The 24,371-nt window shown below is 60.1% G+C and carries 23 protein-coding genes; 4 read left to right on the top strand and 19 right to left on the bottom strand.

Going from position 1 to position 24,371, the window contains the following annotated elements; translation table 11 throughout:
- Positions 1-3: 3 nt before the first annotated feature.
- The 5 genes from IH881_05385 to sppA all read right to left on the bottom strand — a co-directional run bounded on the left by IH881_05385 (position 4) and on the right by sppA (position 4,462).
- Positions 4-582, bottom strand: coding sequence for a hypothetical protein (locus tag IH881_05385; protein ID MCH7867109.1), 579 nt, complete (start codon positions 580-582; stop codon positions 4-6).
- Complete coding sequence (locus IH881_05390; protein ID MCH7867110.1) at positions 579-1,232, bottom strand: sigma-70 family RNA polymerase sigma factor; 654 nt, start codon at positions 1,230-1,232, stop codon at positions 579-581. The genes IH881_05385 and IH881_05390 overlap by 4 nt, the downstream gene beginning before the upstream one ends.
- Positions 1,233-1,310: 78 nt before the next feature.
- Positions 1,311-2,159 carry an alpha/beta fold hydrolase gene (locus tag IH881_05395; protein ID MCH7867111.1) on the bottom strand — a complete coding sequence of 283 codons (849 nt, stop codon included), beginning with the start codon at positions 2,157-2,159 and terminating at the stop codon, positions 1,311-1,313.
- A gap of 74 nt (positions 2,160-2,233) precedes the next feature.
- Entirely contained in the window at positions 2,234-2,641 is a 408-nt protein-coding gene (locus IH881_05400; protein ID MCH7867112.1) for a hypothetical protein, read from the bottom strand.
- 51 nt (positions 2,642-2,692) lie between these two features.
- The gene (gene sppA, locus IH881_05405) at positions 2,693-4,462 is read right to left on the bottom strand and encodes a signal peptide peptidase SppA (protein ID MCH7867113.1); all 1,770 of its coding nucleotides are present in this window, start codon (positions 4,460-4,462) and stop codon (positions 2,693-2,695) included.
- Between the two features lie 260 nt (positions 4,463-4,722).
- Here sppA and IH881_05410 point away from each other — a divergent pair, with 260 nt between their 5' ends.
- Positions 4,723-5,610, top strand: a complete 888-nt coding sequence (locus tag IH881_05410) for a hypothetical protein (GenBank protein MCH7867114.1) — start codon at positions 4,723-4,725, stop codon at positions 5,608-5,610.
- A 50-nt stretch (positions 5,611-5,660) separates the two neighbouring features.
- Here the strand turns inward: IH881_05410 and IH881_05415 are convergent, their stop codons facing one another.
- The gene (locus tag IH881_05415) at positions 5,661-6,143 is read right to left on the bottom strand and encodes a VOC family protein (GenBank protein MCH7867115.1); all 483 of its coding nucleotides are present in this window, start codon (positions 6,141-6,143) and stop codon (positions 5,661-5,663) included.
- Positions 6,144-6,278: 135 nt separating this feature from the next.
- Between IH881_05415 and IH881_05420 the strand changes: the two genes are divergently transcribed.
- Genes IH881_05420 through IH881_05430 form a run of 3 tightly spaced genes read left to right on the top strand, consistent with a single transcriptional unit; the run spans position 6,279 to position 8,964 of the window.
- On the top strand, positions 6,279-7,583 hold the full coding sequence (locus IH881_05420; protein MCH7867116.1) for a HAMP domain-containing histidine kinase: 1,305 nt from the start codon (positions 6,279-6,281) through the stop codon (positions 7,581-7,583).
- A gap of 38 nt (positions 7,584-7,621) precedes the next feature.
- On the top strand, positions 7,622-8,179 hold the full coding sequence (locus tag IH881_05425) for a response regulator (GenBank protein ID MCH7867117.1): 558 nt from the start codon (positions 7,622-7,624) through the stop codon (positions 8,177-8,179).
- 35 nt (positions 8,180-8,214) lie between these two features.
- Complete coding sequence (locus tag IH881_05430; protein MCH7867118.1) at positions 8,215-8,964, top strand: SDR family oxidoreductase; 750 nt, start codon at positions 8,215-8,217, stop codon at positions 8,962-8,964.
- 11 nt (positions 8,965-8,975) lie between these two features.
- Here the strand turns inward: IH881_05430 and rpoD are convergent, their stop codons facing one another.
- The 13 genes from rpoD to IH881_05495 all read right to left on the bottom strand — a co-directional run bounded on the left by rpoD (position 8,976) and on the right by IH881_05495 (position 24,370).
- Positions 8,976-10,847: an RNA polymerase sigma factor RpoD gene (gene rpoD / locus IH881_05435; protein MCH7867119.1), complete on the bottom strand. Its 1,872-nt coding sequence runs from the start codon at positions 10,845-10,847 to the stop codon at positions 8,976-8,978.
- Positions 10,848-11,016: 169 nt separating this feature from the next.
- Positions 11,017-12,906, bottom strand: coding sequence for a DNA primase (locus IH881_05440; protein ID MCH7867120.1), 1,890 nt, complete (start codon positions 12,904-12,906; stop codon positions 11,017-11,019).
- A gap of 35 nt (positions 12,907-12,941) precedes the next feature.
- Positions 12,942-13,139: a 30S ribosomal protein S21 gene (locus tag IH881_05445; protein MCH7867121.1), complete on the bottom strand. Its 198-nt coding sequence runs from the start codon at positions 13,137-13,139 to the stop codon at positions 12,942-12,944.
- A 460-nt stretch (positions 13,140-13,599) separates the two neighbouring features.
- Positions 13,600-14,340, bottom strand: coding sequence for a 1-(5-phosphoribosyl)-5-[(5-phosphoribosylamino)methylideneamino]imidazole-4-carboxamide isomerase (hisA, locus tag IH881_05450; GenBank protein ID MCH7867122.1), 741 nt, complete (start codon positions 14,338-14,340; stop codon positions 13,600-13,602).
- 16 nt (positions 14,341-14,356) lie between these two features.
- Positions 14,357-15,001: an imidazoleglycerol-phosphate dehydratase HisB gene (gene hisB, locus IH881_05455; GenBank protein MCH7867123.1), complete on the bottom strand. Its 645-nt coding sequence runs from the start codon at positions 14,999-15,001 to the stop codon at positions 14,357-14,359.
- A gap of 160 nt (positions 15,002-15,161) precedes the next feature.
- Positions 15,162-16,523: a histidinol dehydrogenase gene (hisD, locus tag IH881_05460; GenBank protein ID MCH7867124.1), complete on the bottom strand. Its 1,362-nt coding sequence runs from the start codon at positions 16,521-16,523 to the stop codon at positions 15,162-15,164.
- Between the two features lie 111 nt (positions 16,524-16,634).
- Positions 16,635-17,558, bottom strand: coding sequence for a peptide chain release factor N(5)-glutamine methyltransferase (gene prmC / locus IH881_05465; protein MCH7867125.1), 924 nt, complete (start codon positions 17,556-17,558; stop codon positions 16,635-16,637).
- A gap of 20 nt (positions 17,559-17,578) precedes the next feature.
- Positions 17,579-18,655, bottom strand: coding sequence for a peptide chain release factor 1 (gene prfA, locus IH881_05470; GenBank protein MCH7867126.1), 1,077 nt, complete (start codon positions 18,653-18,655; stop codon positions 17,579-17,581).
- 176 nt (positions 18,656-18,831) lie between these two features.
- Positions 18,832-20,304 (bottom strand): transcription termination factor Rho, encoded by a 1,473-nt coding sequence (gene rho / locus IH881_05475; GenBank protein ID MCH7867127.1) that lies wholly within the window; start codon positions 20,302-20,304, stop codon positions 18,832-18,834.
- 618 nt (positions 20,305-20,922) lie between these two features.
- Positions 20,923-21,603 (bottom strand): polyphenol oxidase family protein, encoded by a 681-nt coding sequence (locus tag IH881_05480; GenBank protein MCH7867128.1) that lies wholly within the window; start codon positions 21,601-21,603, stop codon positions 20,923-20,925.
- The gene (locus IH881_05485) at positions 21,600-22,550 is read right to left on the bottom strand and encodes an RluA family pseudouridine synthase (GenBank protein MCH7867129.1); all 951 of its coding nucleotides are present in this window, start codon (positions 22,548-22,550) and stop codon (positions 21,600-21,602) included. Before IH881_05485 ends, IH881_05480 begins: the two co-directional genes overlap by 4 nt.
- Positions 22,551-22,628: 78 nt before the next feature.
- On the bottom strand, positions 22,629-23,309 hold the full coding sequence (locus IH881_05490) for a helix-turn-helix domain-containing protein (GenBank protein MCH7867130.1): 681 nt from the start codon (positions 23,307-23,309) through the stop codon (positions 22,629-22,631).
- A complete protein-coding gene (locus IH881_05495; protein MCH7867131.1) occupies positions 23,306-24,370 on the bottom strand; it encodes a P-loop NTPase in 1,065 nt (354 codons plus the stop codon). Before IH881_05495 ends, IH881_05490 begins: the two co-directional genes overlap by 4 nt.
- Between the last annotated feature and the right edge of the window lies 1 nt (position 24,371).

The following is a 24,371-nucleotide window of genomic DNA, read 5'->3' on the forward strand; positions in this document are numbered from 1 at the left end:
CGATCAGCCCCTTCCTTCTTCCATTGGAACGACTTTCATCGGATCTGCCGCTGTGGGTTTTCCGGTGGTATCCAGGTCGTCCATCGCCAACAGGGCTTCGAGAAGATCGAGTTCCAAAATCATGTCGAGTTCGCGCAGGGTTTCGAACTCGAAGGCGATCGCGAGTTCTTCGTCCGAAGCGTCCTGGATTGCCGAATCACCGGTCGGACGTGTCAACCAAATCGCCATCAGGCCCACGGCAAGCGCCGCCACCAGCGGTGCGCCCCACCGGGCGATGGATCGTTTCGCACGCGGGGAATCGAATGAACCAACAGTGGAGACACTTTCGAGACGGTCGATTCGCTCCTGCAGTCGGGCGCGCAGATCGCTTTGTAGTTCTTGGTGTAGTTCTTGGTGTAGTTCTTGGTTTTGTTCAGGCTGCGGAATTGATTGCAAGAGCTGATCGATGGACTCGAACGCGGCAAGTCGATCGCGCAGCTCAGGCTCGGCCTCGATTTTTTGTCTGAGTTCGCGGGCTCGCTCCGGTGACAACTCGCCGTCGAGCAGCGCCGAGAGTTCGCGATCCAGTTCTCGCTCCCTCATGATCGAGTTTCCTTTCTCGTTTCCATCTTTTGTTCTTGCTGATGTTCTTGCATTCTTTCACTTTCACTTTCACTTTCGAGTTCAGTCTCCACCAAAGCAACTCGTGCCCGGTGGATCAGGGCCTTGACCGACTTTTGCGTTGTATCGAGTGACAGCGCAATCTCCGCGTACGACATCCCTTCGACTGCGCACAGCCACAGCGCCATCCGCTGTCTCTCGGGCAACAGGGCGAGGGCTTGCTCGACCCGCCCGGTGCGGCGGCGCACATCGAGTTGCTCGTCTGCAGCCGGCTCGCTCGAAACCAACTGCGAAACCAACTTCAATGGCGCCCTGGCAAGCTCGGTCGTTGTGTCGCTGCTCGTGTGTGGACGCGATCGCTGCGGCCGACGCAGTTCGTTGAGCGCGAGATTCGTCGCGATGCGGTACAGCCAGGTGGAAAACTTGGCGTCCGGTCGATAGCGCTCCCGGGCGCGATAAACCCTCAAAAAGGTCTCTTGCACGAGTTCCTCTGCGATGGCCGAATCGGCGACCATGCGCTCCAGATAGCGGAGCAGCGGCCGCCCCCAGCGATCGAACAACGGTTCAAAGGCCGAATCGTCGCCCGCGCAAAATGCGAGCATCAGCTCTAGGTCTGGGTCCGCGTCGCGCAATTCTGCCTCCGGATAAAAGTGAAACCCGCAAACTTCGAGAAGGTTGCGCGAGAACCCGGAAAAAAGTCCGCCGTCCGCTTAAAGAGTATCGAGAAACGCGATTACCCGGGCGTTGAACGCCTCTGGGTCCTCCAGGTTCGCCACATGTCCGATGCCTGGGAGAATTTCACACTCAGTCCTGCCGCCGAGTTTTGCCTGCATGACCTCAGCCGCACGCAAGAAGGTTTTGTCCTCCCCACCGACCAGGATCAGGGCCGGGCACTCGATCCCCGCCAGCGCATCGATGGCGTGTAGGGCGGGCCCCGCCACATAGCGCGCAAAAAACGCAAGGCCGCTCACACTCTGCTTGGCGATCGCGGCGGCCGCGGCTTGCGCGGCGGGGAGTTCTCGCCGACGCCCGACGCAAGTTTCCCCCGCGCGGCCAGCGAGAAAGGCATCGAGCCCGCGAGTTTCGAGATAGCGCGCGGTCCGCTCGTATTGCTCGGCCCACTTCTGGGCGGTTTCGGGATTCTTGAACCCGGGTCCCGTCGAGAGCAGCACCAGAGCTCGCACGAGTTCTGGACGGCGGGCGGCGAAATGAAGTGACGACAGTCCGCCGAACGAATGGCCCGCCAGGACGACGGGCTCATCGGGTGCACCCCAGCCGATCACCCGCGCAAGATCATCGACCACCTGGTCCATCGAATAGGCGCTCTTCTCTCCGGGAGCATCGGACGACCCGTGGCCGCGAAGATCGTGGAGAATCACCCGGGCCCCGGCAGCGACCAACGGTTCGACCTGGGGGCGCCAGTTTTCGTGAGTGGTGCAGTAGCCGCAAGAAAAGACTACTGGAATTCCTTCGCCGTGGGCCTCTACATAGAGCGCAGCGCCGTCGCTCGCCTCGATTGTTTCGATCCGGCTCTCGATCCGTTTCGGCGCATCCTGCACAGCGTACCTCCAGTCCAGTCAGCTACGAATCGTGCGTGATTGCGATGGGGCCGGCGAACTCGGAACCGCCGAGTTTACAGCAGCGCCCTGAGGGCCTCGGACATCTGAAGCAGTTGGTCCTCCATCGGACCCTTGATCGCAAACTCCGGCACCATGGGCTTGGTGCGCCCCTCCAAGGACATCCACACCCGGGTCTCGCGGCCTTCTTCTACCCGCACCTCTCCCCGGAGCTCTGCCCAGACCACGCCGTCGCATTCCTTTTCGAAGCGAATGCTGCCGTCGAGCAAAAAATCGAAATGGAAGATGGCCGTCCCGGACCGGCCCAATGCGGTGAAACTCGTTGAGGTTGTCTTGCGATCTCCAGCTCGGTCTGTGATTTCGCTTCGTCCCGGTAATATCGCGATCAGCGTCTCGTCGAGAAACAGGATATCGACGATTTCGTCTCTCGATCGATCTACTGCAAAGCTTGTCTCGAGCTGCATGGCTTCTCTCCAATGGGTCGTGGCCGGTTGCCAGGTGCCCCACCCGTGTGCTCAACGTATTTCGACGAGCACAGAGGGAATCAACAGGGGACTCCCCAAAGGCAGATCGACAATCCAATTGCGAAATACACTCAGCCCGTGCGGGAGGGGGATCAAACTCTCGACGGCATTGAGGGGCGAGACGGCTGCGTGCAGTCCCTGTAGTGTCCCGCTCTGAACGAGATCCGCAATCTCATTTACGAGAGAAGCGGGTTCTGGATACGAAATTAGTGCGACGTCCGTATCTTTCTTCAAACCTAAATCCGACAAAATCCATGAAACAGCGTCTCGAAATCCACCGAGTTCGTCGACCAAACCCACCGCCAACGCCTGCTCGGCGCTCCAGACCCTACCCTGGCCCAAGGTGTTCACCTGATCGGTCCCCAGGTCGCGACCAATTGCGACACGGTTTACGAACAATTCGTAAATTTCGCGGGTGAGTAGCTGCATCCTGTCTCGCGATTCGTTTGAGAGCGGTCTGAAGCTGGAATTGAAATCTGCGTAGCGGCCCCGCTGCAGAGACTCGACTCTAATTCCGAGGGTTTCGAGCAACTCCTCGAAAATGGGTCGCAGGGAGAAGACCCCGATTGAACCCGTCAGCGCCCCGGGAGAAATCACGATGGCGTCCGCAGCAGACGCAACGTAGTAGGCCCCTGACGCCGCGACATCCGAAATCGAAGCGACAACCGGCATGCCGGATTCCTTCACCTTCTTGACCGCGTGCCAGATGGCTTCGGCGGCCATGGCCGAACCCCCGGGACTGTCGAGCCGGATTACAATTCCCTTGATCTCCGGATTGTTCGACGCATCGTGCAGTGCCCGCCTGAATTGATCCGCCGAGAAAACCGGGCCGCCCGATCTTGAACTTCGCGCATTGCCCGACACCACGGCGCCACTGCCGTAGATCACCGCCAACTGAACCTTGGGATCGAAGCCAACACTGCGCGGATCGATGCTGCGATAGTCACGACCTTTGATGTTGTTGCCCCGGGCTTCGGGGATCTGTTCGAAATGGCGGATGCCGTCAATCAGCCCGCGCGACAACAGATCGCGGCTCCTTACCAGGCCTTCATCGATGATTGCCTGCACCGCATCGGGTTCGAGTCCGCGCCCCTCAGCGATCGCTGACACAAAGCGTTGATTGGCTCCGTCGAGCAGTGAGTTCAACATTTCCCGGGCGGCATCGGACATTCCGCGACCGGCGATGGATTCAACCGCGCTCTTGTACTTCCCCACCTTGCTGACTTCGATATCGATGCCGATCTTTTCCCACATGTCGCCAAAGTAGAGATACTCGGCAGACAGGCCGACAAGGGGCATGATGGCCCCTGGAACCACGTAGATTTCGTCTGCGGCGGTCGCCACGTAGTAGGCACGGTTCACCGCAAGGGAGTCGAGTTCGAGATAGGCGATGGTCTTGTGACCCGCTTTGCGCAACCTCTCGATCGCCCCGCGCAGCTCCGAAGCCTTGCCCCAGCCGACCGCGGCATTGCGGATGTGGACGATCACGGTTTCGATTCGGTCGTCGCGCTCCGCCAGTGCGAATAGCGAGAGCAGCGACAGGAAGGTTTCGCTGGTATCCCCGAAAACTCGGGCGAGCAACGTCGGACTGGTAGCCTCCACGTACGGACCAGAAATTTCGACGATCAGTGTGCTCCCGGGAGTGACATCTACCGCGCGACCTCTACCCAGGCTCCAGAAAAACCAAACAACCACCGCCAGCACGAGCAAGAACCAGAACCTTCTGTGACGGACTCCGCCCGATTGATTTCGTGAACTCAATGCACTTGCTCCATTTTGTTTTGCACTCCCGGCCGTAGGGTAGAACCTTGACAACGAATTATAGAAGGTGCGCGCAAGTTGCGGCTCCCGATCAGTGGGCGTTTCTCGCTGCTTAAGCTGCGGCTCCCTCTCGTCCGATAGTCCCCCATACGAGTAATCCAACCAACTCACACTAGATCGCCTTCAGGGGCACCACCGGGTGCGTGAATTCCGCATTTGTGGGTGGATCGAAGAAACGCGAATGGAGCCCAAATCCCTGTATGACCGGTTTTTTGCAGCGACTCCTGGCCCACAAGGTTGATCCGACACAACCCTCAGCCGGGACTGCGGATACCGCCCAGTTGCAGTTCGATCTCAAAGCCGCACGCGAACGGATCTCCGCCCTCGAAGGCGACCTCGAGGGCATGGAAGCGGAACTCGCAAAGGCTGAAGTCGAACGAGATCAGATCGAGAATCTCACCAACGACATGGCGGCCTCCCAGGTGCGCGCGGCCGCGACGGTGGGCGAACTCAATCGCGCCAAATCCGAACTCGAAGGAATGAATGAATCGCTCGCGGACCACGATCGCAACACCAAGCGGGCGCTCGCCGAGGCCAATTCGTCGAACGAAGCCAAGGATCAGATGTTTGCCGCCGTCACCAAGGCCATCGAAGAGATCAACGAATGCTTGAGCATCGCGTCGACAAGCTGTGAGGAGAACGCCAGGGCGTCTCGAGCGGCCGGGAGCGCAGCCGATAGCGCGTTGACTGAAGCGACCCAGATGGCTCAGCGCGCGACCGAGATCATCGATGTCTCGTCGGCGATTCGCACCGTCGCGGACCGAACACGCCTGCTCTCTCTCAATGCAAAAATTGAAGCCAGCAAGGCGAAGGAGTTTGGTCGCGGGTTCAGCGTCGTGGCCGACGAAGTAAAGAAGCTCTCCCAGGAGGCCTCGGAGGCGAGCGAGCGAATCGCGCATGTGGCCGGAGCAATCGAAGACAGCACAGGGAAGATTCGCAAATTGATCAGCGAAGTTCGGGAGACCACCGACGAAGTGAACACCAGCTCGGGCCGCATCGTCACGACTGCGAAGCGTCAAGAAATCGCGATCAACGAGCTACTCGCGGAGATCGGGGAGAAGCACGGCGGCAACGTCGATCTCTTCTGATCGCCGACCCGCGATCGGCGCAAGCCAATGCGCGAGTTCTCAACAGACTGTCAGTCCCCAGATGCCGCCGCGCGGAACGCCGAGATCACGTCGTCGGGTGCCTGCACGAGTTCGACCAACACGCCTTCGGCGCCGATCGGCGATTCTTCATTGCCTTTGGGGTGAATGAAACAAACGTCATACCCCGACGCACCCTTGCGTATGCCCCCCGGCGTAAAGCGGACCCCTTGTTCCCCAAGCCAGCGATACGCGACCGCCAGATCATCCACCCACAGTCCTACGTGATTGAGCGCGGGTTCGTGAACCTTGGGTTTTTTGTCCGGGTCGATGGGTTGCATCAAATCGACTTCGACCTTGAACAACCCTGCGCCCGCCACCGCAATGTCTTCGTCGACGTTTTCGCCTTCGCTGCGATACGTCCCTGCCGGCGTCAATCCGAGGGTGTCGATCCAAAATCGGCGCAGCGCTGACTTGTCCAGACCCCCAACTGCAATCTGTTGAAGCCCAAGCACACGAAACGGCCGATCCGACATCTCAAAATTCTCCACAGGTTGCCCTCTCGGGGCGCCAGTTGATTTGCGCCAATGACTCTAGCCGACACCCACCCCGCACCGAAACCAGTCGGGCTGCTACTCTCCTGCCTTCTCATTCATGCGAAAGCCAGCCTAATGCTCGACACCCTGCGATCATTCTTCGATCCGCCGATTTCATCCGATCCCAGCCAGATCAAGGCAAGACTTGCTTGGGTCGTGCGGCTGCGTTGGTTGGCTCTCGGCGCCCAGTTGTTGTCCATCATTCCGGCCCTCGAGTTCGAGGTGCTCCAGCGACACTTGCTGCCGGCCTTCATCGCCGTGGTCGCCGCCCTGGCTCTGCTCAACATCGTTTCCTGGGCGGCCCTGCGGAGACAAACCGACGCCCATCTCGGACACGTGTTCTTCCAGCTCGCCGCCGACATTGTCGCCTTGACCGCGCTGCTCGCGCTGACCGGTGGAGCCTGGAACCCGCTGATGCCGATCCTCTTTGTCCACATGGGTCTCGGCGCACTGCTGCTCGAAGGGCGACTGAGTTTCTTCCTCTTCGTCTTGCTGCTCGGGTGCATCGGATTCAATCAGGTTTACGCACAAATTGCGCCGGGCCTCGAGGCCAACCTGCTGCCCGCCTACTTGTTGTTTCCCGCACAGTTCATTGTTGCCGGTGTGTTCTGGATCCTGACAGCGTGGCTGTCGCGAACCTTGATGGCACTGCAGGCCCACTACTCATTCTTGAGCGAGCGCAAGACTCGCATCGATCGCCTGCGCGCCGTCGGTGCTCTGGCCGCGGGACTTTCCCATGAGTTTGCGACTCCCCTCAACACTGCAAAGCTGAAACTCGAACGTCTTGCACGCACCAATGATTTAAAGGACGACAGCGATTGGGCAACGGCTTCCGAAGCCCTCGAGCGCTGCGAAGAAATTTTGCGGCGCATGTCTGGTTCCCAGCTCGAACCCGAAGGATTGAAGCTCGAAGCCGTCGACGTAGCGATGATCGTCGAGCGCATGTGCGACAGTGCGTCGGAAGCTGACCGCGCGCCTGGAACATCAAAGATCCGATTCACTGATAACGGCCGCAGCCATCGCCGCGCGCTGCTTCCCGCAGTTGCCTTTTCCCATGCGATCTTGAACCTGCTCGACAACGCTCGAGAATCGACCCACGGCACCGGACAGATCGACGTCGATGTGAGCTCCCGGGGCGGACGGATCCAGGTGCGGATCATGGATCGCGGTCCAGGTTGGCCCGACGTCGTGCGCAAGCACTTTGGCGAACCGTTCATCACCACCAAGCCCGATGGAGTTGGACTCGGACTTTACTATGTTCATAATCTGACCGAGGCCGTCGGCGCCGAGTTCACCCTGGAGGATCGCGAGCAGGGCGGAGCCGTAGCGCGGATCTCGTTGCCCGCCCTGAGCCCGGTTGGAGAAACAACGCTGAGTTGAACTAACCTGTTCTAAACGATCGACACGAGCGAGTTGAGATGCACGATTCGAACGACACACAGTCCGAGCAGGAAGAAAAGACGCTCTTGATCGTCGAGGACGACGAGCGCTTTGCCGAAACCCTTGCCACCGAGTTTCGCGATCGAGGCTACACGGTGGCGCATGTCGCGGACATCGCTGCACTCGAAGTCACGGATCCGAGTGAGTTCAGTTACGCCGTGGTCGACCTGCGATTGCGCCGGGATAGTGGCCTGGACGCGATCTCCTCGATCAAGTCCCGCTCGCCGGGCACGCGGGTCGTCGTGCTCACGGGCTATGGAAGCATCGCTACCGCGGTACAGGCCACCAAGAATGGCGCGACGAACTATCTCACCAAGCCAGTCGACATGGATGAACTCGAGCACACCCTGGTCACTGGCGGTGCGGGGGACGAAACGCCGATTCCAGACGAGTTCCAGAGCCTCGATCGCCACGAGCGCGAGTACATTGAATACGTGCTCAACGAATGCGGTGGAAACATCAGCCAGGCTGCCCGTCGGCTTGGACTTCATCGCCAAAGCCTGCAACGAAAGTTGCGCAAGTTCACGCCGCGCTGATCTGAGTCGAGTTCGCAACGAAAGGAAGAATCCGTATGGGCCGTTTCAACGACCTGATCGTTCTGGTCACCGGCGCCGCGTCTGGCATTGGCAAGTCGAGTGTTCTGCGCATGGCCGAAGAAGGAGCCGCGGTCGTGTGCGCGGATATTCAATCCGAGGCGGCGGAAGCCACTGCGAAGGAAGCACGGGAACTCGGTGCTCGAGCGATCGCGCTCAGCCTGGATGTCTCGGACCCTGACTCAGTAAAGAGCGCAGTCGCGGCGAGCGTTTCGGAATTTGGACGCATTGACTCACTGTGCAACATCGCGGGCATCCTGCACTTCGACAACACCCACGATCTCACCCTCGACCGTTGGAACCAGATCATCGCCGTCAACCTCACCGGAACGTTTCTGATGACCCAGGCCGCCCTGCCGCATCTGCTCGAAAGCAAGGGCGCGCTGGTCAACATGGCCTCGATCGCCGGGCTCGCCGGTCAGCCCTGGAGCGCGGCCTATGCTGCTTCGAAGGGAGGCGTGATTTCGTTCACCCGATCGATCGCCGTCGAGTATGGCAAGCAGGGCATGCGCGCGAATTCGGTTTCGCCCGGCGGGATCCTGACACCGATGCTGGAGGAATTTCGGCTGCCCGACGGTGCCGATGCAGCGTTGCTCCAGCGCATCATGCCGCTGGACAAGATGCGGGAGGCGAGTACCGCTGCCGCCGTGGTGGCGTTTCTAGCGTCGCCCGATTCGATCCATATCAACGGCGAATCGATTCGAGTAGACGGCGGGACGCTGGCGTAGGTTTCGAGAGCCTATTCGAGAAAGCTTCGCAGGACCGAGCTGCGACTCGGATGTCGCAGCTTGCGCAGTGCCTTGGCTTCGATCTGGCGAATGCGCTCCCGGGTCACGTCGAAGTCGTTTCCGACCTCTTCGAGGGTTCGCTTCGAACGCTCGTCGATGCCAAAGCGCATCTTGAGGACTCGCGCCTCCCGCGCCGGCAAGCTCGAGAGTGCGTCGCGGGTGTGATTTGCCAAGCTCGCGCGGATCGCAGCTTCTTGCGGGCATTCGGCGTTTTCATCTTCGATGAAGTCCCCGAGATGGCTTTCTTCATCGCCGACCGCGGCCTCGAGACTCACCGGCTCACGGGCGATCTTGAAGACCATCTGAACCTTGTCGAGGGGCAGATTCAGTTCCTGGGCGAGTTCCTCGGGAGAAGGCTCGCGACCGAATCGCTGCACGAGATGGCGCGTTGCCCGCACCAGCTTGTTGATGGTGTCGATCATATGGACCGGAATTCGAATGGTTCGGGCCTGGTCGGCAATCGCCCGGGTAATGGCCTGGCGGATCCACCAAGTTGCATAGGTCGAAAACTTGTATCCGCGTTGGTACTCGAACTTTTCCACGGCCTTCATCAGGCCGAGGTTTCCCTCCTGGATCAGGTCGGAGAACTGTAGACCGCGGTTGTTGTACTTCTTGGCGATGGATACCACGAGGCGAAGATTTGCCTCGATCAGCTCTTCCTTGGCGAGATGAGCGCGGTCCGCGGATTCTGTATAACAATTGAGGGCGAGTCGCACTTCGTCGCCAGTCATCCTGCAGTCGGCTTCGAGGGCCTGGATGTCTTCGATGATCTCGCCCAGCAGCTCTTGCGCCTGGGCAATGCGGGCTGCATCGCCGCCCAATTTGGTCAACGCATCCTTTGCTTTGACACCTCGACCTCCGGTTGCCGCAGCGAAACTGCAGAATTGTTCGACGCTGACCATGAACGGGCGCACCACCATCTGTGCGCGACCGTCGAGCAGGCTGAAGGCTTCGCCGAGATCGCGAAAACAGTCGACCAGATCGGTGAAGCGCGGCCGTGAGAACCGCACCTTGCGAAGCCGGGTGAGCATCTTGCGATAGTCGGTGTCGTTCTTGGCCCGCAACTGAGATTGGATCTCGACGCTGGCGCCAGATTCTGCGATCTCGGCGTGCCGCTTGACGGTTTGGGTCTTGAGCTTCGCGATGTAGTTCACTGCCTGGAGGAACTGCTTGCGACGTTGTTCCTGCGGCGGTCCGTTCGCGTCGTCCAGTCCATCGACAACCCGGCGAAGACTGAGCTCTTCCGACTTGAAAAGTTCGCTCAATTCCATCACCGCCTCGATCCCCCAGGCGTTCCCCAACACGGCAAACTGGGCGTCGTGGGTCGCGGATTCGATTCGCTTTGCGATCTCGACCTCGCCCTCGCGAGTCAACAGCGAAACGCGTCCCATCTCGCGCAGGTATACCCGCACCGGGTCGCGCATTGCCGTGGCATCCGCGGCGGTGCGGGTCCTCGGCGCAACCTTGCGCACTCGGGTCGGCTTGTCGGGAAGTTTGGCGGTCGCGTTTCCGGCCTGAGAATCTGTCGGGAGTGCAGCGACGGTTTTCGTCGAGCGAGTGCGCTTGCTTCGAGTAGCGGCTTTGCTGGTGGCTTTACGGGTAGAGGCCACGCGAGCGGCGTTCTTCTTTTTCCTGTTGCTGGCGCTCTGCTTGTTGCGAGATTTCGTCGCCGGTTGTTGGCGCCTGGAGGCGGGCGTCACAGCGACGTCTTCGCTTTCGCTGCTCTGGGCTGCGCGCTGGGTTTGGTCCTTGGCATCACCACGTTCAGTGGGAGACTCGGTACGATTCAAGTCCGCGGACATTGTTGACGCGTTCGAGGCCATGGGGGGGGCTCCTTGCGATCAGCTGAGCCAAATTGAATCACACGCTTATACATGAATCAGTTGGCGAAACTCTGCTGCTATTTAGTCTCTACTACTCTGTCTAGTCCTGCTCGGTTCAGTCGTTCCAGGTTATCAAAATTTCGTGCATACGACGCGTCCCTTCATTCATTCATTGCGTCGTGTGATTAGAAACTCCCATTGCAGCACGCCGTGCCTCGAGCTGCTTCTGTTTCTTTGCCAGCAACTTGTCTACATCCGCGTTCGGATCGCGAAGTTGACGAGTCACCGAGCCTTCTGCCTCGGTTCGCTGTCGTCGGGCAAACCAACCCAGGACATCCTCGAGCATGCGTCCTGGGGAAGTTTCGCTGTCTTCGACGACGTCGTCTACTGCTACCCGGCGCAAACATGCCGCAGCCTCACTATCAAGCAAAGGTTCCAGGATTTCGAGATCGATCGCACCCGAATCGTCGAGTTTTCCGTCCTGCGCCGCGTCAATCAGCAGCGTCAAGATGGACTTCCATTTCCCCGCTGGAACCAGCCCGTCGACCTGTGTGCGCACGCGCTCGGTCAGCAGGGTCGGATGCAGGAAGGCCAACTGAGTCAACAAGTGAAGATGCTGCTCTTCGCGCCCTGCCAGGCGGTTTTCCACCAACCGCGGCGCGGGAGCTGCGGCAGCGCCGCGTTCCCCGGGCGCGCTCATACGATTCTCGCGCGCTCTCGCCTTGCTCAGCGCGCCTCGCACTACCTCTGAAACCGCGGCCGGGTCCGTGCCCGTCACCATGGCGAGACGTCTTGCGTACTCCGTGCGTTCAACCGGATCCGGGTAGAGTGCGATCAAGGGAGCCAGGTGTGCGACGACCGCCGCCTTTTCGGCTGGCGTCGTGCAACCGCGCTTGAGCGCGTTCTGGATCACGATCTCGATGGCGTCAGGCGACTCTTCGACCAATTTACGCAGCGCGTCAGGGCCCTGCTCGTTCAGGAAACTGTCCGGGTCCTGGCCTTGGGGCAAGAGCGCGGCACGCACCCGCAAACCACCGGGTAGCAATACGGGCAGCGCCTTTTCGACCGCGTTCTGCCCGGCGAGGTCCCCGTCGAAGAGCAGTACGATCTCCGAAGTGCGGCGCGCAAGTTGGCGTGCGTGTCCTTCGGTGAGTGCAGTGCCACAGGTTGCCAGCGATCCCGTGAGGCCCGCCCGGGCCAGGGCGATGCGATCGAAGTAGCCCTCACAAACGATTGCGCGGCCCGCTTTGCGAGTGCCCTCGAGCGCTTCGGGAAACCCGTAAAGCGCGTCGCGCTTGTGAAAGATGGGGGTCTCTGGCGTATTGAGATACTTGGGCTCCTGATCGGCGAAGATCGCTCGCCCGCCGAAGCCCACGATGCGGTCGCGCACGTCGCGGATGGGAAACACGATGCGACCTCGGAGCCGGGCGTAGCTGCCGCCCTTTGCCGCTCTGCGATTGGCGTCGCCTGCCTTCGCCTCGCGTTCAATCAAGAGCCCGGCCAGGATTGCATCGGCTTCGCTCACCTCGCCCCGGACAAGATCGGCGCCGAGTTCATCCCAGCTGTTGGGCGCGTAGCCGATTCCGAAGCGCTCGCTGGCTGCTGCATCAAAACCGCGCTCGGCGAGGTACTCGATCGCCCGCTCTCCGCCCGCGCCCGCGAGACTGCGGCGGTAGAACAGCTGCGCGCGCGCGTTGGCGGCGAACAGCAACTCTGTTGTACTGGGACCAGAACCGGGACCCGTACTGGAATCACCCCGATCGTTCTCTGGAACTTCGACGCCGCATTCGCGACCAAGAGTTCGAACCGCCTCGGGGAAGGAAAGGTTCTCGTACTCCATCAGAAATTTCATCACGCTGCCGCCCACCTGGCAGCCAAAACAATGAAAGATCTGTCGTTCGGGATTGACGTTGAAAGAGGGAGTCTTCTCTTCGTGAAAGGGACAACGGCCCTTGTAGTTTCGGCCGGCCTTTTTCAGATCAACGTATCGACCAATCAGGCTGACGATGTCAATTCGATCTCGAATCGTCGCGATGGTCTCTTCAGGAATCCGACCCACTTGTGCCCCAATCAGGGCGACGAACCCATCATCAATTAATGGGTCATTCGCCTTATCTTTTTCAGCGCCCGCTTGCGAGCAGCGGCAGCTTTCTTCTTCTTACTGATGCTCGGCTTGTCGTAATACTCACGTCGTCGCAGCTCAGTGAGAATTCCGGCTTTTTCACAGGTCTTCTTGAATCGCTTCATTGCCTGTTCGAAAGATTCGTTGTCCTTGACTTTGATCACGGGCATGCGTGCTTCTTGCTCCTGGCTTTCGCTAGTTGGGGACGTGTCCACCGGTTCACGAAATACCTGTTGGTGAGTGGTTTTCGATGGCGTCTCGTGACGAAATTACATCGAAAGAAATCGCTTTTTGAGGCCCTCTTTGTCCTCGTAGCGCCCTGTTTGATTACAGCCCACGATATGCCCTGTATCCTTATTTTTCGGCATATCGGAGGTAAAACACTACAGTGAATCGACTAGAGTGTTGCATTATTCCCCCTACTACTTGATTATTGTTCCAGAGCAGAAGGTTCTTCGATTTATTGCACATTCCCGAATGTCGCCTGCGCGTCAGCTGCTTGTTCCTGCCTCTCAGGCCCGCTCTTCGGGGTCCGGGGCGACTGGCTTCAGCCTAAAAATACCCGTCAAATCAACTGGCTTCACTCTAATCGGCACAAGCGCGTCACCCTAGCGCAGGGCGCTTGCCAGCTCAAGAAGTCTCGATTGCGGCGAGCGCCGACGCGAGGTTCACAGCACCGGTGTAGATCGCTTTGCCGACGATGATTCCTGCGATCCCGCTGTCCATCTGCTGTGAGGCGGCCACGATGTCATCCTCGCTCGACACCCCCCCGGATACGATTACCGGAATCGACACCGAACGCGCCAGCAAAACGGTCCCCTCGAGATTGGGCCCACTGAGCATTCCGTCCCGGGAGATGTCGGTGTAGACAATTGCCGCAACGCCCACGTCTTCAAAACTTCGCGCCAGATCGCTGGCATGGGCTTCAGTCGTGTCGAGCCATCCCTCGACCGCCACCCGGCCCTCCCGCGCGTCGATCCCGACGACGATCTGATTGGGAAAACTCCGCGCAGCTTCGCGCACCAACTCGGGCTCGCGCAGCGCCACGGTCCCCAGAATCACCCGCGAGACTCCAGACTCGAGGGTCTTCGCCACGGTTTTGATGTCGCGAATGCCACCGCCCAGCTGTACCGGGATGTCCGGACCGACGGCAGCCAGGATCGCCGCGATGGCAGCGCCATTCACCGGGCGACCCGCCTTGGCACCGTCGAGATCGACCACATGCAAGCGGCGGATCTGATGTTCGGCGAATCCCTTGGCAACCTGCGCGGGATCCTCGTCGTAGACGGTCTTGTCCTCGTAGCGTCCCTGGGCGAGGCGCACGCAGGATCCGCTCATGAGATCGATCGCGGGGATGAGTTCGAAAGGCATTGGCAACAGCTAGCCGCTAGAGCGCGCCCTTCACGGTGGGCAGACCCTGCTGTCGCGGGTCGATTTCCATCGCAATACGCAGCGCTCGCGCCAGGCCCTTGAAGATGGCTTCGACGACGTGATGTGGGCTCTCGCCGTAACTTCGATTGACGTGCAGGTCCAAGCCGGCGTGTTGCGCAAACGCCCGCACGAAGTCCTCGACCAGCGAGACATCGAACTCGCGGATCATGCGGTTGGAGAGTTCAACCTGATATACGACATAGGGACGATTCGAGACATCGAGCGCCACCTCGACCTTGGCCTCCGCCATTGGCAGCACAAAGCTTCCAAAGCGTCGAATGCCCGAGGCATCGCCCAATGCTTCCCGGAAGGCCTGCCCGAGGGCAATACCGACGTCCTCGATCGTGTGATGAAAATCCACCGCGACATCGCCCTTGGCCGACAGGTCGAGGTCGAAGAGACCGTGCTTGGCAAACGATTCGAGCATGTGGTCAAAGAACGGAATCCCGGTCGAAATCTGGTACAGACCCGTGCCATCCAGCACCAGCTCGACGTGAATGTCGGTCTCTTTGGTCTTGCGTACGACTGCTGCCCGGCGCTCGGCGCCGACCGCAGCCGTGTCCGTCTTTTGCTTCGCGTCGGTCTTTTTGTCGGTGTTCATCATCGCTGTCATCGCTGAAGTCGGGTCTCGTCCCAATGTGGCTCTACGGGAGATTCCCCGCAGGCAAAGCCGCATATCACAGGACTCTATATAGCGTCTTCAGCGATTTTCGTCTTCAGCGAAGATTGCTCGCGGGGGCCCGTCGATCAGACAGGGGCCGCTAGAGTTCGGCCTCGCGAGCCGCCTCGCGCTCGCGCCGGACCCGGCGAATCTTCTGCAGCCGCAGATCCACGGAACGACCCGGACCGGTCTGGCCTTCGACGCCGGCTAGACGGATCACCTCGGCGCCCAGCTCTCGCAACTTCGGAGGTTCAAAGGACAGAAACGCAGTGCGCTTCAAGAAGTCTTCTACGCAGAGTGGCGACAGGAAACGCGCGCCGCCGCCGGTCGGCAGGGAGTGGTTCGGACCCGCCAGATAGTCTCCGACCGCGACAGGGGTGTAGTGGCCGAGGAAGACCGCGCCAGCGTTCTGCACCAGCTTGTGCACGACGTCGGGCTTCTTGACGGCGAGGGCGAGTCGTTCGGCCGCGTACTCGTTCGCCAGGTCGATCGAAGCCTCGATGTTGGTTGTCACGACGATCGCGCCCCGGGCAGCCAAGGCCTTGCGCGCAATGTCGGCGCGTTCGAGGGTCTTGAGCTGGCGTGTCATTTGATCGTGCACTCGAGTGGCCAAAGTCTTGCAGTGGGTAATCAAAATCTGTTGCGAGTCCGCCGAACGCTCCGCTTGAGAGATGAGATCCGCGGCAACCCACGCTGGAGTCGCGCTCGAATCCGCGACCACGCAGAACTCGTTGGGCCCAGCTTCGGGATCGACGCCGACGAGTCCAGACAGCAGGCGCTTGGCGGCTGCAACTTCGCGCTCGCCGGGACCGACAATCTTGTCCACCCGGGGAATCTGTTCGGTTCCCAATGCCATTGCGACGATCGCGGGCGCACCCCCGACCTTGAAGACGCGATGAACACCCGCCACCCGCGCGGCCATCAAAATTTCTGGAGACACTTTGCCGTATCGATCCGGTGCGGTGGCGAGAATGATCTCCGGCACCTCCACGACCGAGGCCGGAGTCACGTTCATGATCACACTGCTGGGGCGAACGGTTTCGCCGCGAAGATTGTAGATACCGACTGTGTTGAGGGGGCGAACGCGTTGGCCCATGTAGGCCCCACCCTCTTCGCGCATTTCCCAACTGGAGGGGATCCGCTTGCGATGGAATTCGCGGATACGCATTGCGGCCTTGCCGATCGCCGCGCGGTCGCTGGGGTCGACTGATTCGCACGCTTCGTCCCACTCGTCGCGCCTTACCTCGAGCGAACTGAGCTTGGCACCGGTGGCCTGCTTGACGAGCGCGAGCAGCCCCGCGTCTCCTTCTTCGCGCACTTGGGCGACGACTTCACGCACCTTGGCTTCGATGCCTTCATCTCGCACGAGATTTCGATCGCACAGCGTCGACCACTCTTCGGCAAACGAAGCGTCGCTGGTTTTTAGCACGCGGAGAAGCTTCGTAGTGGTGCGAGTCGCCATAATTACAATCTCCCGGTAAACGCGGTGATCCGAAGATTCGAATCCACCCCGCTCGCTGCTCGAATTCATGTTCACCGGAAGAGTTCGCCGATGTCCATGAACAATTCGGCGTCAGCTTCCGGAAGTTGCCTTTGCTTGCGCTTGTCTCTCTTTCCCGATCCTCCCCTGGGCAGTCACGGCTCGCGCGCACCCGGCCAGATCGTGCAGAACCGAAACACCTGCGAGACCCGCCTCACGACACCAATCCATCACGGTGTCCGCCTGGCGAGGATCGAGTTCTACGAGAAACAATCCCCCTTCAATCAATGCCGTGCCGACCTGCGAAACCAATGGCCGGATCACCGCGTATCCATCTTCACCACCAAACAGAGCGACCTCGGGTTCGTGAGAAAGCTCCGGCGGCAGCGCTGCTCGTTCCGATCTGGCGATATAGGGGGGGTTGGAAACAACCAGATCGAAGGTCTCCCCAGGCACCGCTTCGAAGAGGCTTCCCTCGACAAAGCGAACCCTGTCTTTCAGCTGCAATAGATCGGCATTTGCGCGCGCAACCTTAAGCGCCGAGATCGAAACATCGCTTGCAGTCACCTGGGAATTGGGACGCTCGCTCGCGAGCGCGAGGGCGATTGCACCCGAGCCGGTACCGAGATCTAGCACGCGATACGCGCGATCCAGATCCGGCATGGCATCGAGCGCGGCACTGACGAGGACTTCGGTCTCGGGCCGGGGCGTCAGAACGTCTGAGTTGATCGAGAACCGCAGCGACCAGAATTCGCGCTCACCCAACAGTTGCGAAACCGGGACTCGCTGCTGGGCGCGCTTGCTCACCAGCTCGCGAAAGACTGCACGCTCAGCTGGCAGTACGGGCTTCTCGTAGTTGAGATAGAGGTCGAGACGATTTGTCTCCATCGCGTGGGCGAGCAGAATTTCAGCGTCGAGACGGGCAGTGTCGATGCCCTGCTTTTTTAGATGCTCGGTCGTCCATTGCAGTAATTCGAGAACTGTCCACGTGCGGTCGCGGGATTGGGTGTCTGCCATGTCGTCGTCTCGAGCCTTCCTTAGCCTTCGACCTGGCCTTCGACTTTGGCGAGCATTGCGCTCCGCACACCGTCCAACAGCTCCTGGAGATCGCCTTCCAGAATGTCGTCGAGTTTGTGGAGCGTGATCGATGCCCGGTGATCGGTGATCCGGTTCTGGGGAAAATTGTAGGTGCGGATCTTCTCGCTGCGTTCTCCGGTGCCCACCTGCTCCTTTCGCTCGCTCGCTCGCTCGGCATTGACGCGCTCGGTTTCGAGATCGAGCAATCGCGAGCACAGGACCTTCATCGCCTTGGCCTTGTTCTTGTGTTGCGATTTTTCGTCCTGGCACTGGACGACGAGGCCGCTGGGCAGATGGGTGATCCGAACGGCGGAGTCGGTTGTGTTGACGCTCTGTCCGCCGGGACCGCCGGCCCGCATCACGTCGATGCGAAGATCCTGGGGATCGATCTCGACGTCGACCTCTTCGGCTTCGGGCAGGACCGCAACCGTGACCGTCGAGGTGTGGATCCGGCCCTGTGATTCTGTTGCCGGAACCCGCTGCACCCGGTGGACTCCGCGCTCGTACTTAAAGCGACTGAAGACGTCTTTACCGTCGATCATCACGATGACTTCCTTGAAGCCACCCCCATGGCTTTCGGAACTCGACAAGATTTCGACCTTCCACCCCAGCCCCTCGGCATAGCGGACATACATGCGAAACAGATCGCCGGCAAAGAGCGCGGCTTCGTCGCCGCCGGTTCCCGCGCGGATTTCGAAGATGGCGTTCTTGGCGTCTCTCGGGTCTTTCGGAGTAAAATGCTCGAACAGCTTCTGATCGAGTTCCGCCAGTTCTGCGCCGAGACTTCCGAGTTCGCCGCGCGCCATCTCGGCGAGATCTGCGTCGGCGTCCTCGCTCATCTGCCCGGCTTCTTCCAATTCGCGAACGACTTCGCGATAGCGCTCACTGACTTCGACAACCGGGCGCAGGTTCGCCAGATCTTTGGCGAGGTCCTTGAAGCGACCCGGCTGGTTCGCGATATCGGGATCGGAAAGCTGGCCCTCGATTTCGCGACTGCGCTCAACGGCTTCGGCGATTCGTTCGAGGTACTTGGACATGATGAATCTTTCGCATCTTTCGCAATGACGCGTCGCCTTGGGCGAACCAACGCCCGCCACTCGCGGTTTTAGACGCGGGCGAGGGTATCGAATCCGTCGGACGGCAGCAGCCCGAACGACGGGATCGAGAATTGAGCTGGCGGAACAGGGCTAGGAGTCTGCGCGGCAGAAGGCTCCTAGGAGTTCATCGACTCCAGGAAGTCGTCATTGGAGTCCGTGGCCTTGATCTTGCCAAGCAGAAACTCCATTGAATCGACCGGAGACAGCGGCGCCAACACCTTGCGCAGGATGTACATGCGGTTGAGTGTCTTCTCGTCCAGCAGGAGTTCTTCGCGCCGTGTAGCCGAGCGATTGATGTCGATCGCGGGGTAGGTGCGGCGGTCTGCGAGCTTGCGATCGAGCACCAGTTCACTGTTGCCCGTGCCCTTGAACTCCTCGAAGATCACTTCATCCATGCGCGACCCGGTATCGATCAGTGCGGTGCCCACGATTGTGAGACTCCCGCCCTCCTCCACGTTGCGTGCCGCGCCGAAGAAGCGCTTGGGCTTGTGGAGCGCGTTCGAATCCACACCACCTGAGAGAATCTTGCCCGAATGCGGAACCACGGTGTTGTGGGCGCGAGCCAGGCGTGTGATCGAATCCAGCAGGATGACCACATCGCGCTTGTGCTCGACCAGGCGCTTGGCCTTGGCGATCACCATGTCGGCAACCTGGACGTGTCGACTCGCCGGCTCGTCGAAGGTCGAAGAAATCACTTCGGCCTTTACCGTGCGCCGCATGTCGGTCACTTCCTCGGGGCGCTCGTCGATCAACAACACGATGAGATACGCCTCGGGATGGTTTTCGGCGATTGCATTGGCGATGTCCTTGAGGATCATCGTCTTGCCTGCCTTGGGCGGCGAGGTGATGAGCGCGCGCTGACCCTTTCCAATCGGAGCAATCAGATCGATGATGCGCGTGGTCAGGCTGCCGTTCTTGGTTTCGAGAACGAATTTTTCTTCCGGGTAGAGCGGCGTCAAGTTGTCGAACAGGATCTTGTGCTTGGCGTTCTCCCGCGGCTCGAAGTTGATCTCTTCGACCTTGAGCAGGGCAAAGTAGCGCTCGCCCTCCTTTGGCGGTCGGATTTGACCTGTGATCGTGTCGCCGGTCTTGAGATTGAAACGTCGGACCTGAGAAGGAGAAACGTAGATGTCGTCGGGGCCGGCCAGGTAGTTCTGGTCGGGCGCTCGCAAGAACCCGAAACCATCCTGCAGTATCTGCAACACGCCCTCAGCGAAGATTTGCCCGCGTTTGGCCGTCTGGGCCTGGAGAATTGCGAACAGCAGGTCGGCTTTTCGCATGCCCGCCGCGTTTTCGATTTCTCGCTCCTCGGCAAAGACCGTGAGCTCCTCCATCGACAACGACTTCAACTCCTGGACGTAGATCTTCTCCTGACCATTGTCCTCGGCTGCTGCCTCTTCTTCCGCCAGCTCATCGTCAGACGGGAAATAGTCGCGCTTGGCGTTCTGCTGCGGCTTGTTCCCCGAGTTGCGATTGCCACCACCCCCTCCGCCCCGTGAGCGTCGACCGCGGCTCCGGCGCCGAGAATTCGACGAGTTGCTGGAAGGGGAATTCGAGTTGTTCGATTCGCTGGCTCGCTCAGTGCTCACAGATTCATCTCTCTCTTGGTTGATTCAGTGAAGTTGGATTTCATCAGATTGGTTTTCGTCTTGGTTTTTTGTGTTCGGTCGTTGTGTTGAATTGTCGAGCTGGATTGAAACCGCGTACGGGGAAAGTCTGGACCGCGGTGCGAAGGATGTTGGCGCGGTGGCGCCAGAAAGGTCGGAGTTCGTTCTGCTGGGCTCGGGATCAATCTCGTCCCGGCTGATGATACGCCTATGGGTTCTTCTCTTGGTGGTTCGGACATCTCTGCCCGAAAGTTGAACATCAAATTTTAAAAATCTGTTTTGGTATACGAATCTGATCTTCGACTTGCTCAGGGAATTGCTTACAGATCTTCGGAAGATTTCTTGAGGATCAGGGTGTTTCTGAACTGGAGCCTGACCAATCGATCTGCGACTTGCCGCTTTTGGTCGAACGGGGCGCTGGGCGGGTTGATCAGCGGCTCCGTTGTTTGCTTGGCCCCTACAGTAGACGCTACGCGCGATAACGCAATTCGTGCTCAATTTAAAATGCTGATTGGGGAGGAGCGAAGACCCCCAACTTAGACCCGGAGCCGCCGGCTGTCAACCCCTGAGAATGCACGAGAATTCAACTTAAACCCTTTATTATCCACTAGTTACGATAAAGTGAAGCATGCGGCCAGCGCCCTCGCCCTGGCGTCGAAACGAATGAAAGCGATCGGTTTCGCACGCCGTACAACTGTCTGCAAGCCGCTCGTAGCACCCGGCTCCAACACCCGCCCGATGCAGAGAGGCTTCTGCGAGAGCGGCCAACGACAAGCGTGCGTGACCCGGTCGGGTCGCGCTGGAAGCACGCGAAACGACGTCGGCACCAAATCTCGCGGCCATCGCGTCGAGCACGGGTTCGTCGACCTCGTAGCAGCAGCGACCAATGTGCGGCCCAATCACCGCGTAAATTCGCTCCCCCGTTGCTGCATTCCCCCGCAGCGCTTCGATTCCGGCCTCGACGACTCCCTTTGCAAGACCGCGCCAGCCGGCGTGAATGGCCGCGACCCCACCGCCGGATTCGCCGCACGCCAAAATCGGAATGCAGTCGGCAGTAACGACCGCGACCGAAGTCGCGGGCCGACTGCAGACGATCACATCGGCTTCGGACTCGACGAAGCGAGATTCTGTATCGACCTGGATTACATCTGCGCCGTGTACCTGGATCGGACGCAGGGTACCGACCGGTGCCACGCTGTCTCGGGTTCCAAATCCGTGGGCCACGCCAATGCTTTCGAGCAGCGGGTGCCGGATAAAACCATCGGGTTTGAAAGGCTTCATGTCGTTTCGCTTCCGGACCCGAAGTCTGCCAATGCGCGCTCGAACGCCGCGAGATCCTCGGGCAGCGGTGCTGTGAAGTCGAGCCGCTCCCCCGTGCGGGGATGCGAAAAAGCGAGCCGGGCAGCGTGCAATGCGGGCCGCTCGAGCTCGATGCGAAACCCGTGGCCGCGATGCTTGTCGCGTGACCGACCGTAGACCGGATCGCCGGCGATCGGCATGCCGGCCGAAGAAAGGTGAACGCGAATCTGATGCGTCCGTCCGGTCTCGGGCCGGATTTCGAGCTGACTGAGCCCCGCAGCGGGATAACGCGTGAGGACCCGCCAGTGGGTGAGCGCCCTTCGCCCCGACTCCGTGCGAATCGACATGCGTTTGCGATCCTTGGGGTGGCGTCCGATCGGCGCGTCGAGCGAGCCGTGTGCAGCACTCGGAAGCGAGCGAACAAATGCCCAGTACACACGGTCGATCGTATGGTCGTGAAACTGTTCCGAGAGGTGGCGGTGGGCATCGTCGTTCTTCGCCACGACCATCACTCCCGAGGTTCCCCGATCGAGACGATGAACAATTCCGGGACGCAACACGCCTCCGACGCCGGCCAGGTCATCGCAGTGGTGCAGCAGTGCATTGACGAGTGTTCCGCGCGCGTGTCCCGGCGCGGGATGGACAACCATCCCCGCTGCCTTGTCTACGACAATGAGGTCTGGGTCTGAGTACAAAATCTCGAGAGGGATGTTCTCGGCCTGCACCTCCATGGGTTCGGGCTCCGGAATCTCGCCAACCGCAACGTCGCCGATCGAAACCTTGCGGCTCGGGCGCACCACGTTCCCATTCAGCAGAACCTTTCCTTCCAGGATCCAGCGGCGTACCTGGGACCGGGGAACGTCGGCCCACTCGCTAAAGCAAACGTCTAGGCGCTGTCCTTCGTGCTCTGCATCGGCTTCGAAGCGCATACTTGTCTCGCTCGATTCGAAATTCAGGATAGCGTCGCTTCGTGTTGAACGACAAAAAACGGGGCTGGCCGAGGGAGGCTAAGGAGATGACGGTCGCAGCAGGCGCCTGGGCGGATTGCGCACGGCCTCGACCCGCACCATGTAGTTGGTAGCAACTCGATCTGCATCGAGACCGATCGCCCGGGCGTAGGCATGAACGAAGCCGCGGATGTAGACCGAGGCCGGGAGTCGTTCAAAGTCCTCGTCTTCGATGAAGCTTAAGTAACTCGCGCTGACCTTGGTGACGTCGGAGATCTGATCGAGTTCGACGCCCCTGCGCAGGCGAGCGCGACGCAATGCAGCGCCATTCAGATCATGGCTTTCCTCCTCGATCTCTGCGCCCAGATCGTCGATCACCTCGATCGCCGAGGACAACTCTGCGGGTGCTGCGCTCCCGCGTCCCGCACCCCCGGACCTCGAGTCCGCTGCGGGAGTATCGACTGCCGGGTCCGGAGACTGCGCATCGCCGGGCTGTGACGAAATACCCGCCTCGGCGTCGTACTTCGCGCGAACTTTCGGGTCTGCCAGGATGCGATAAGCCTCGTCGATGCGATTTCGGATGACCACTGCATCGTCGTGGTTGAAGATGGAGTACAGGGCCATCGAGTCGTCGGTATAGGCCTCGCGCGTCATTCGATAGGCGCGCTCGATCTCTTCAAAGCCAGCGCCGGGTGGGATTTCGAGAACTTCGTAGTGGTCGAGTTCGTCTAGTGGCTTCATTTTGGTGTCGTTCCCGGCAGCGTTCCGAACACTGTTCCCGAAAGCGAACCCAAAAAGGTTTCCGGAGCTGGCACCGCGTCTACGCGAGTGGTCGCGGCTGCCGGCCCGCCAGTCATCGAGAGCTTTCGGGCAATCCGCTCGAGATAGATGGACGCATCGGACTTTGGTCGATACTCGACCAGAGGAGTGCGGTTGGCAACCGATAGCCGCACATCGTCGTCTTGATTCACGTAGCCCAGGTATTCCGCATCGATCCCAAAGTACTTCCGACACACGCTCGACACCGCAAAGCCGAGCTTGATGTCCTCGGCGGTGCGAACGTTGTTGACCACGATGCGCGGTCGAAACTCACGCATGGTCTGCACGAACCGGGCACCGTCGGAGCTGTCGATCGCTTCGATCTCGCGCAACAGATCGAGCGGCGTACGAAGTCCCCGTTCATTGTGCTGATCCATTGCGATGGTGACGAGCTTTCGCACGCCGTGGCCGACCATCGCGAGTTGCATGCGGCGATAGAAGGCAGCACGCAAAAACGAATAAGCGTTCTCGACACTGGTCGGCTCCGGGGACAGGACGACCAGGCCTTCGTCTGCAACGAGAAAATAGTCGAGCACCGCAGAGTGGACTCCGGCACCCAGGTCGATCACCACGAAGTCGGCTTCCAGGCGTCGCATGGCTCGCATCAATCGGACCCGGCGAAGATGAGTAGGCTGGGCATCGCTGAGATGCGCGTGAGTTCCCGCAATCATCCGGAGCCCCGAGATTGGGGTGTCGACAATCAACTTGCCGAGATCATCTACCCGTTGAGCGACAAAGTCGGCGAGGCTTTCAGCCGGGGCCGGGACACCGAGACAGGTGTGGAGATTGGCACCTTCGAGATCGGAATCGACCGCAATGACGCGATGACCCGCACGCGCGAGACAGGTCGCGATGTTGGCGACGAAGAAGGACTTGCCGACGCCCCCCTTGCCGCCTCCCACCGATACGACCCGAGCACTGCCACCAGCTACACTCCGCTTCGCTCGGGCAGTGCCGTCAATTTCGTCAGGCGAGTCGCTCATT

The sequence above is a fragment of the Myxococcales bacterium genome (genome assembly GCA_022563535.1).
Classification (GTDB): Bacteria; Myxococcota_A; UBA9160; order UBA9160; family UBA4427; genus DUBZ01.